At 61.9% G+C, this 9,346-nt stretch carries 7 protein-coding genes and 1 pseudogene; 7 read left to right on the forward strand and 1 reads right to left on the reverse strand.

The window, feature by feature from the left end:
* The first annotated feature begins 8 nt into the window (after nucleotides 1-8).
* From KFO72_RS25495 to KFO72_RS25510, 4 genes are all read left to right on the forward strand, one after another.
* Nucleotides 9-1,055: an extracellular solute-binding protein gene (locus KFO72_RS25495; RefSeq protein WP_062917684.1), complete on the forward strand. Its 1,047-nt coding sequence runs from the start codon at nucleotides 9-11 to the stop codon at nucleotides 1,053-1,055.
* 370 nt (nucleotides 1,056-1,425) lie between these two features.
* Entirely contained in the window at nucleotides 1,426-2,079 is a 654-nt protein-coding gene (locus tag KFO72_RS25500) for a peroxiredoxin (RefSeq protein WP_054931732.1), read from the forward strand.
* Nucleotides 2,080-2,179: 100 nt separating this feature from the next.
* Nucleotides 2,180-3,250, forward strand: coding sequence for an MBL fold metallo-hydrolase (locus KFO72_RS25505; RefSeq protein ID WP_225033325.1), 1,071 nt, complete (start codon nucleotides 2,180-2,182; stop codon nucleotides 3,248-3,250).
* A 379-nt stretch (nucleotides 3,251-3,629) separates the two neighbouring features.
* A complete protein-coding gene (locus tag KFO72_RS25510; RefSeq protein ID WP_225033322.1) occupies nucleotides 3,630-4,583 on the forward strand; it encodes a glycosyltransferase family 2 protein in 954 nt (317 codons plus the stop codon).
* Nucleotides 4,584-4,597: 14 nt separating this feature from the next.
* On the opposite strand, the gene KFO72_RS25515 is transcribed toward KFO72_RS25510, so the two are convergent.
* Nucleotides 4,598-6,040 (reverse strand): PLP-dependent aminotransferase family protein, encoded by a 1,443-nt coding sequence (locus KFO72_RS25515; RefSeq protein ID WP_225033323.1) that lies wholly within the window; start codon nucleotides 6,038-6,040, stop codon nucleotides 4,598-4,600.
* Between the two features lie 259 nt (nucleotides 6,041-6,299).
* On the opposite strand from KFO72_RS25515, the pseudogene KFO72_RS25520 reads away from it, so the two are divergent.
* From KFO72_RS25520 to KFO72_RS25530, 3 genes and pseudogenes are all read left to right on the forward strand, one after another.
* Nucleotides 6,300-6,757: pseudogene (locus tag KFO72_RS25520) on the forward strand (GABA permease); the annotation flags it as partial.
* On the forward strand, nucleotides 6,757-7,989 hold the full coding sequence (locus KFO72_RS25525; protein WP_060610197.1) for an NAD(P)/FAD-dependent oxidoreductase: 1,233 nt from the start codon (nucleotides 6,757-6,759) through the stop codon (nucleotides 7,987-7,989). The pseudogene KFO72_RS25520 and the gene KFO72_RS25525, both read left to right, overlap by 1 nt.
* Before the next feature lie 100 nt (nucleotides 7,990-8,089).
* On the forward strand, nucleotides 8,090-9,238 hold the full coding sequence (locus tag KFO72_RS25530) for a branched-chain amino acid ABC transporter substrate-binding protein (RefSeq protein WP_054931737.1): 1,149 nt from the start codon (nucleotides 8,090-8,092) through the stop codon (nucleotides 9,236-9,238).
* Nucleotides 9,239-9,346: the final 108 nt, after the last annotated feature.

Consider the following 9,346-nt stretch of genomic DNA (forward strand, 5'->3'; position numbering starts at 1 on the left):
GACCCACAATGAAGCTGTCAAGCACGGTCGCGGCGCTGGCCGCCGTGTGTGCGATCGGTGCGGCTGCGCCCGCCTGGTCGCAAACCAAAACGATTTACATCGGCATGAACGGCGGCCCGATGGAGAAGGCGTACACGAGCCAGGTGCTGCCCGACTTCGAGAAGGCGAACAACGTGAAGGTGGTCGTGGTGCCGGGTACTTCGTCCGATGTGCTGGCGAAGCTGCTGGCCAATCGCAACAGCCCGCAGATTCACGTCGCGTTTCTCGATGACGGCGTGATGGCGCGCGCCGTCAGCATGGGCGTGTGCCAGAAGCTCGACGATGCGCCGGTGCTGAAAGAGCTGTATCCGTTCGCGCGCATGAAGGATGACGTCGGCGCGGGCGTGCAGCTCGGCATGACGGGCATCGGCTACAACACGAAGCTGTTCGCGGAGAAGGGCTGGGCGCCGCCCACCTCGTGGATGGATTTCGCCAATCCGAAGTACAAGGGCAAAGTGGTGTTCCAGTCCGCGTCGAGCAGCACGTTCGGCCTGCACGGCTTTCTCGCGATCAACCGTTTGATGGGCGGCAACGATCAGAACGTCGAGCCGGGTTTCAGCAAATGGTCGAGCACGGTTGGGCCGAATGTCGTCGAGTACATTCCCAATTCGGCGAAGCTCTCGGAGATGGTGCAAACGGGTGAAGCAGGTCTTTTCCCGCTGACGCCGACGGCTGTCGGCGATCTGCAGGACAAGGGCATTCCTGTCGGCTACGCGAATCCGAAAGAAGGCGCAGTCTTGCTGCTGGTCGATCTGTGCGTCGTGAAGAACAACACCGATCCGCAGCTTGCGCAAAAGCTCGCGCAGTTCCTGTTGTCGGCGCCGGCTCAATCGAAGGCAGCGGCAGCGGGCAAGCAGATTCCGACCAACGAGCACGCAACGATGACGCCCGCGATGCAGAAGAGCCTCGGCAATCTGGATGATCTGGTGAAGAAGGTGACGGTCGTCGATTGGGATTCGATCAACGCGCACCGTGCGCAGTGGGATCAGCGCTGGAACCGGCAGGTCGAACAGTAATGGTCTGATGCGCGGCGAGCGGACCGTGCCCGCTCGCCGCCGTGGCGCGCGACCTCTCGCGCGCTCTCTATCCGTGCCGTAACGAACAGACGGGCATGAAAAAGCCTGCGCGCTGACAAACTGCACACGAAACGTGTAATTTGTTCTACGCTATAAAAGTTACCTGCTGCGCATTCACGCTCGTCTTGCGTCGGTGCCGATCGGGAGCGGTCGCGACCGCTTGCGCTCCCGCCAGGTCGTGCGGCATCATGGCCGGCTGCTAACGTCAGAAGCTCTCTATGCTGATTCCCGATAACCCGCCGGCCGTCGTTACATCGACGGTGGCGGCATCCGACGCATCGGTCGGAACCTGTTACCACGGAGGAAGAAGATGGCGATTCGACTAGGAGAAGTAGCGCCCGATTTCACGGCGGAAACCACGGAAGGCACGATTCGTTTTCACGAATGGATCGGCGATAGCTGGGCAATCCTGTTCTCGCACCCCAAGGACTTCACGCCCGTCTGCACGACGGAACTGGGCTATATGGCGGGACTCAAGCCGGAGTTCGACAAGCGCAACACGAAGATCATCGGACTGAGCATCGACCCCGTCAGCGATCACCAGAGATGGGTGAAGGACATCGAGGAGACGCAGGGCAACGCGATCAATTATCCGATGATCGGCGACGCCGATCTGAAGGTCGCGAAGCTCTACGACATGATTCACCCGGAAGCGAGCGGCGGCCCGCGCACGGCCGTCGACAACGCGACGGTGCGTTCGGTGTTCCTGATCGGGCCGGACAAGAAGGTGAAGGCGATGCTCGTCTATCCGATGAGCTCGGGCCGGAATTTCGACGAAGTGCTGCGTTTGCTGGACTCGCTGCAACTGAACGCGAAGCACACGGTCGCCACGCCCGTGAACTGGAAACCGGGCGAGGACGTGATCATTCCGACGTCCGTTTCCGATGACGCTGCCAAAGAGAAGTATCCGCAGGGCTTCAAGACGCTGAAGCCGTATTTGCGTTACGTGCAGCAACCCAAGTGAGACCTTGAGCGACGGTCCGGCGCGCTTGTGCCGCGCGCCGGCGTGATTTCCATTCGCATCAGAGACATTTTCCGACACACGTTGAGAGACCGTGAGCGTGCTGATCTTCCGACAGCTGTTCGACCAGCAATCGTCTACCTACACCTATCTGCTCGCTGACGGTGACACGCGCGAAGCCGTGCTGATCGACCCCGTGTTCGAGCAGACGCGCCGCGATGCCGCGCTCGTCGACGAACTCGGCCTGCGCCTGCTTTATACGATCGACACGCATCTTCATGCGGATCACGTGACGGGCGCGTGGCTGTTAAAAAATCGCACGGGCAGCCAGATTGCGATATCGGCGGCGAGCGGCGCGGAGGGCGCGGATCGCTATCTGAGCCATGGCGATTCGATTGCGTTCGGCGCACGGCAACTGCGTGTGCGCGCGACGCCTGGTCATACGAATGGCTGCATCAGTCTCGTGCTCGACGACGAAACGATGGCCTTCACGGGCGATTGTCTGCTGATTCGCGGTACTGGCCGCACGGACTTTCAGAACGGCAATCCGCATGCGCTGTTTCGCGCGGTGCACGAGCAGCTTTTCTCGCTGCCCGAGAACTGCCTGCTGTATCCGGCACACGATTATCGAGGCCTCACGGTGACGAGCGTGGCCGAAGAGCGGCGGTTCAATCCCCGGTTGGGCGGGGAGCTTTGCGAAGACGATTTCGCGGTCTACATGACCAATCTCGGCCTTGCGCATCCGCGGCAAATCGATGTCGCCGTGCCTGCCAACCTGAAATGCGGCGTCGCGGCCAGCGATCCGTCGCTCACGCCGCAATCCGAATGGGCGCCGCTGACTTACACGTTCGCGGGGATTTGGGAAATACATCCGCAATGGCTCGAAGAGCATCTGCAATCGGTGCAGATCGTCGACGTGCGTGAGCCCGACGAATTCGACGGCCCGCTTGGGCGGATTCCCGAGGCGAAGCTGATTTCGCTCGGCAGCCTGGCGAAACGCTCGGCGGAACTCGACAAGGAACGTCCAGTTGTGACGGTCTGCCGCGCGGGCGGCCGGTCTGCGCAAGCGACCGTGATGCTTCGCCAGGCGGGTTTCGAGGATGTCGCGAATCTGGCGGGCGGCATGTTGCGCTGGCGCGCTGAAGGCCGGGTCGTCGAGAACGGCAGTCTGTAGGCGCCATTCAAACGCATTGCTCCCTTTCGTCTGACCCGTCGCCTCGACACTGCGCGATGCGGAAAGAAATGCGCGGTCGCTCTGCGTCTCTTTCGACTGTCAGGTAGGTTCTTCCCATTGAATGCACGCTGTAAAGATGCACATGCTGCGAATGTGTAGGGAGTACTTTTTATATCGTTCCCCAGGTAGAAAGGACCAGATTGATATCGTTAAGGGCGGCGTTTAATAATTCGGCGTGCTTATCAACGTAAAAATCACGCACATTGCTGTTTGATCCCGCCCTTGGACAACACATCATGGATTTCGGACAATCCTCTCGCGCCATCTCGCCATGCGCCGTTGCCGCAGATCATACGTGCTAGCTTTAATCGAGCCGTCCATGCATGTCGCGACAACGGGAGAGATGATGGAGAGCGTGATGGAGCTTCGCACTGTCGACGCGATGAATGAGCTTGACGCGGCACGTGTCGCAATCGTCATCGCGACGAAAGGACGTCCCGACGCAATACCCAACGCGCTCGCATTTCTCGCGCGTCAAACCTTGAGGCCTTGTGTCGTCATTCTTTCCGCTACGAACGAAGCTGACATCGGTGAAAAGTACCCGACGCCGTTTCCCGTGATGCGCATCTTCGGGCCCGCCGGTTTGCCCGCGCAAAGAAATCGCGCGCTCGATGCGCTTCCGGCCGATATCGACGTCGTCGTATTCTTCGACGACGATTACGCGCCATGCCGCGACTGGATCGAACAGTGCGTGCGGATGTTCGAGTCCAATCCCACCGTGCTCGGCGTATCGGGGAATACAGTGCAGGACGGCTCGAAAGGGTGTCCGCTGACGTGGGGCAATGCCAGTCGCATCGTAGCCGATGCGGAAAGTGCGGAAAGCGCGCCGCATGCGCTGATGCCTTGCATTTCACTCTACGGCTGCAACATGGCATGCCGCATGAACGCAATGAGCGGCCTGCGTTTCGATGAGCGTCTCGTGCTGTATGGCTGGCTCGAAGACAAGGACTTTTCGTGCCGGCTGGCGAGCCGCGGCCCCATCGTGCGATGCGCGCAGATGCGCGGCGTGCATCTGGGCATCGCATCGGGCCGCGTGTCGGGGAAGCGCTTCGGCTATTCGCAAGTCGTGAACCCGAACTATTTGCGGCGCAAGGGCGAGATGTCGCGCAGCGAAGCGGTGCGTTACATCGCCAGGGCGCTTGTGATGAACGCGCTCAAGTCATTGAGACCCGAGCCGCATCTCGACCGTCAGGGACGCCTGATCGGCAATGTGCTCGGCCTGATCGCGATTGTGTCGGGGTCGGGCGATCCGGAACAGGCCGCGAAACTGTAGCGCAAGGCGGGCAATCAGATCGTGCCGAACAACGCACGCGGGCGATCGCGCAACGCTTGCGCCAGCGTTTGCAGCGCGCTCACCAGTTGCTCGCGCGAAGACGCGCACGCGAGATTGATCCGCACGCCGTGCTCGACCTCGGCGCGGTCGACCGCAAAGGCCGACGACGGCATCACCACCACGCCGCGCGCTCTCGCATTCGCGGCGAAATCGTCGGCGCGCCACGGCGGCGGCAGCTTGAGCCACACGAACATGCACGCGGGGTCGGACTCCAGCCACTCTTGCGGCAGAATCTGCCGCGCAAGATCGTGCCGCACGCGGATTTCCGCGAGTTGCGCGTCCATGATGCGTCGCGCGGTGCCGTCCTCGATCCAGATCGTCGCGATCAGCATCGACATCGGCGCAGGCATCCAGGCTGTGGTACGCACGGCTTCGGCGGCGAGCGCGGCGCGCTCGGGCGGACTCAGCAGATAGCCCAGGCGCAGCCCGGGTGCGAGTATCTTCGAGGTCGCGGCGATGTGAAACGTCAGCTCCGGGCACAGACTGGCAAGCGTAGGCAGACGCTGCGAAACGAGCGGGCCATACACGTCGTCTTCGATGATCGCCACGCCATGACGCCGCGCGATATCGACGAGCGCCACACGCCGTTCCAGGCTCATCGTCGTCACGGTCGGGTTCTGCAGATTCGGCACCGTGAAAATCGCCTTGACGGGCACGCGGCTGCAAATGCGTTCGACTTCATCCGTGATCAGCCCGTCGCGGTCGCTCGGCACGCTGACTATCTCGAACTGGAACACGGGCGCAAGCGCCTTCAGGCCGTAATACGTGAGCCGGTCGGCGACGATCACCCCGTCCGTGCCGATCAGGCTGTTGAGCACGGCATAAAGGCCATGCTGCGCGCCGCTGGTGACGACGAGATGTTCCTGCGACGGCATGAAGCCCGGCCCCGCCATCCACTTCGCGCCCGCTGCGCGCGCCCAGTCGGGACCCTGCGGCGGCTGGTATTCCTGTAGCGACGCATAGCGCGGATCGCGCGGCAGATCGGCGAGCGTCGTTGCGAGAGACGCAAGGAACTCACCCGTCGCGGGCCGGTTGACCGTCAGATCGATCGCGCCGCCCGGCGCGGCATTCGGCGCGCTCGCGGTTTCGACACGCGGCATGGCGCCGCCCGTCACGAGCGAGCCGCGCCGCTTGCTGCCGATCACGAGGCCGCGCAGTTGCAATTCCTTGTACGCGCGCGACACCGTCGACACATTGATGCCGAGCTCGGTGGCGAGTTGACGCTGCGGCGGCAGACGGCTGCCGGGCGGATAGACCCCGCCGCGAATCTCGTCCTCGATCGACGCCGATACCTCGATATAGGTCGCGCGTTTTGTCTGGACGGCATCACCGTTTGTCTGGTCTGCCCCGGTTGCGGCGCCGTTGCTGCGTGCTGCCTTGCCTATGCTGGAAGCCATCGTCTCGCCCTGTCTCCATACAAAACAGGCTTTGTCTGCCTGTTTGTGCCAGTTTGCCGGATTTTATACCAGATAAGCGGGTATGCCACGGTTTTCAAGCCCAGCAAGGAGCACGCCCGGAAGGGCCAGGGAAAGTCCTGGACCACACAATGAGGTTTTTAATTGCACACAAAAAATTGTTGTGTGATTCTTTGAATCATATTTTGTGTGGTTTCCGAATTGCAGGATCGAGCCGAAAGGAGCTTTTGCATGGCAGAGAGCAGGACAAACGCCCGCGCCTCGCGCGACACGCAGGAGAGCGCGACGCCCCGTTCCCGCTTGGCATTGCGTCAGCGGCAGTTGAGCAGCGTGGTCGGCTATGTGGCGGTCATTGCCGCCATCGTGTCGCCGCAGGGCGTGTTCCTGTTCCTCGTCAACGCGTCGGGCGCCGTGATGTTGTTCGTCTGCCGAAGCCTGCACCGCAACGGCGAGCAGCCCTCACTGCCGATGTGGCTCTTCCTATGGCTCTCGTATGCGGTTGTGGCGGTGATCGTCGGCGTGCTGGTCTCGATGGGCGTGGACGCCGAACTGCGGCCGCAATTGATGGCGAGCATCGCGAGTCTCGCGTTCGCCTCGGCGGCATGGCTGCCGGCGGCGAAGCGGCGCAACGCGGATGACGGCACGCGCACGGGTATTCTTGCCGCGGCCGATGTACGCGCATTGTCGGGAGAGCGTTGATGGCAGAGATCGGCATTGTCGGCGCGGGTTTCATCGGGCTTGCGAGCGCCGGCTGGCTGATGCGCGACGGGCACCGCGTCACGCTGTTCGATCCGTCCGGCGTCGCGCAGGGCGCGTCGTTCGGCAACGCGGGCACGTTCGCGCCGTATGGCTGCATTCCCGTGAACAACCCTTCCGTGTTCCGCGATCTGCCGCGTTTCCTGCTGTCGAGCGAGAGTCCGTTCCGTTTGCGCTGGAGTTATCTGCCGCACGTGTTGCCGTGGCTCGCGCGCTTCATGATCAGCTCGACGCGCAAGCGTTATGAGGCGAGTGCCGGCGCGCTCGCGGCATTGCTCGCGCAGGCGCAGGACGGCTATGCGCCGTTGCTGGAAGAGCGGGAGCTTGCGAAATACGTGAGACCGCGCGAGTGCCTCTATCTGTATTCGAGCGGTGCGTCGTTCGATGCATCGCGCGCTTCGCTGAATCTGCGCAAGCAACTCGGCGTGTCGTTCGACGTGCTGTCCGCCGCCGAGGTGCGCGAGCTGGAGCCCGCGCTTGCACCGATCTTCGAGCGGGGCGTGCTCTTCCGCGACAGCTGGCATTTCTCCGATCCGCAAGGCTTTCTGCTGTCGCTGCATGAACTGCTTGCGGCGCGTGGCCTGGAACTCGAACGCAAGAGCGTGAGCGCCATTGCTCCGGCGGCAGACGGCGTCACGTTGACGACCGACGACGGCACGCCACGCCGCTTCGATCATGTCGTCGTCGCGACGGGCGCGCGCTCCGCGAAGTTTGCGGCGCAATGCGGCGACCGCGTGCCGCTCGATACTGAGCGCGGCTATCACGTGCGCTATCGGGGCGCCACGCACCTGATTTCGCGGCCGGTCGGTTGGGCCGAGCGCGGCTTCTACATGACGCCGATGGACGACGGCGTGCGTGTTGCGGGGACGGTCGAACTGGGCGGCTTCAGCGACGTGCGCAATCGTTCGTTGCTGGACCTGCTGACGTTTTCTTCGAAGCGCGCATTGCCGGGGCTGACGCAACCCGACAGTACGTGGCTCGGCTTTCGGCCCACGCTGCCCGACGGCGTGCCTGTGCTGGGCCGTTCGAGCGACAGCGAGCGGGTGATTTACGCATTCGGGCATCAGCATCTCGGGCTGACGTTGGCGGGCGTGAGCGGGCGCATCGTGGCGGATCTGGTTGCGCGGCGCGCACCGCCGCTCGATCTGTCGCGCTACGCGCCGACACGGTTCTGAGGCGACGCATACGCATGTTTCAAGGACGACTTCGAGGCGTCGCGCATCGGGTCAGTCGACAGGCAAAGAGCGCGACATTTTCTAATGACAGGAGCGCATCATGAATCGACGTACATGGCTGATGAGGTTAGCGGTTTGCGCTCTGGCGGCGCATGCTTCATTCGCATTCGCTGCGGACCCGGAAATCGTCAAGATAGGTTTTGTCGGGCCGTTGACGGGGCCCGTCGCGCGGGTCGGCAAGGATCTGCAATACGGCGCGCAACTTGCGCTCGATGAAGAAAACGCGAAGCATCCGACCGTTGCTGGCAAGCCGGTCAAGTTCGTGCTCGACGTGCAGGATGACCAGGCTGATCCGCGCGTCGCGATTCAGGTTGCGCAAAAGCTGGTCGATGAAGGCGTGGTGGGTGTGATTGGCCACTACAACTCGGGGTGCAGCATTCCGGCTTCGACTGTGTATCACAACGCGAATGTCGCGATGATCACGCCGGGTTCGACCAATCCGCAATTGACCAAGCAGGGCTACAAGAACGTGTTCCGCACGATGGGGCATGACGGCATCGGCGGCGTGGTGGCGGGGCATTTCGTCGTCGAGCAGATGAAGGCGAAGCGCATTGGCATCATCGACGACCGCACGGCGTTCGGGCAAGGTCTTGCCGATGCATTCGAGAAAGGCGTGAAGGAAGCGAACGGCAACATCGTGTCACGCGAATTCACTAACGACAAGGCCGTTGATTTTCGCGCGATTCTCACTTCGCTGAAGAGCAAGAATGTCGATGTGATTTTCTTTGGTGGGTTGGACGAGCAGGGTGCGATGCTGGTGAAGCAGATGCGTTCGCTGGGGATGCAGGCACAACTGTTTGGTGCGGGCGCGTTGAAGAGTAATGCGTTTCTGCAGATTGCGGGTACTTCGGGTGAGCGCACCCAGGATCTTGAACCGGGACCCGCGCTGGATAAGTTGCCTGCGGCGCAGGATTTCGGCAAGCGGTATAAGGCGCGATTCAATCAGGATGTCGAGCTGTATGCGCCCTTTGCATATGATGCTGCGCTCGCTATGTTGAAGGCGATTCATGATGCTAATTCGCTCGATCGTGCGAAGATCGTTGAGAGTTTGGCTAAAGTTTCGTTGACGGGTGTTACTGGGAAGATTACTTTTGATCCTTATGGGGATCTGATTAAGCCGCCATATACGCTCTTCGAGGTGCAGCAGGGGCAGTGGAAGAGTGTTAAGACTGTGGGTGGGGGAGTGTGATTGCTTTTGCCTTTGCCTTTGCCTTTGCTTTTGCTGCGCTGGCATCCGCGTCGCGTTAGCGTGCTTCAGGCGTCGCCCCTGTGCGGGGCGGCACCTACTTTTCTTTGC

This window comes from Paraburkholderia sp. XV, assembly GCF_020177535.1.
GTDB classification, from domain to species: domain Bacteria; phylum Pseudomonadota; class Gammaproteobacteria; order Burkholderiales; family Burkholderiaceae; genus Paraburkholderia; species Paraburkholderia caribensis.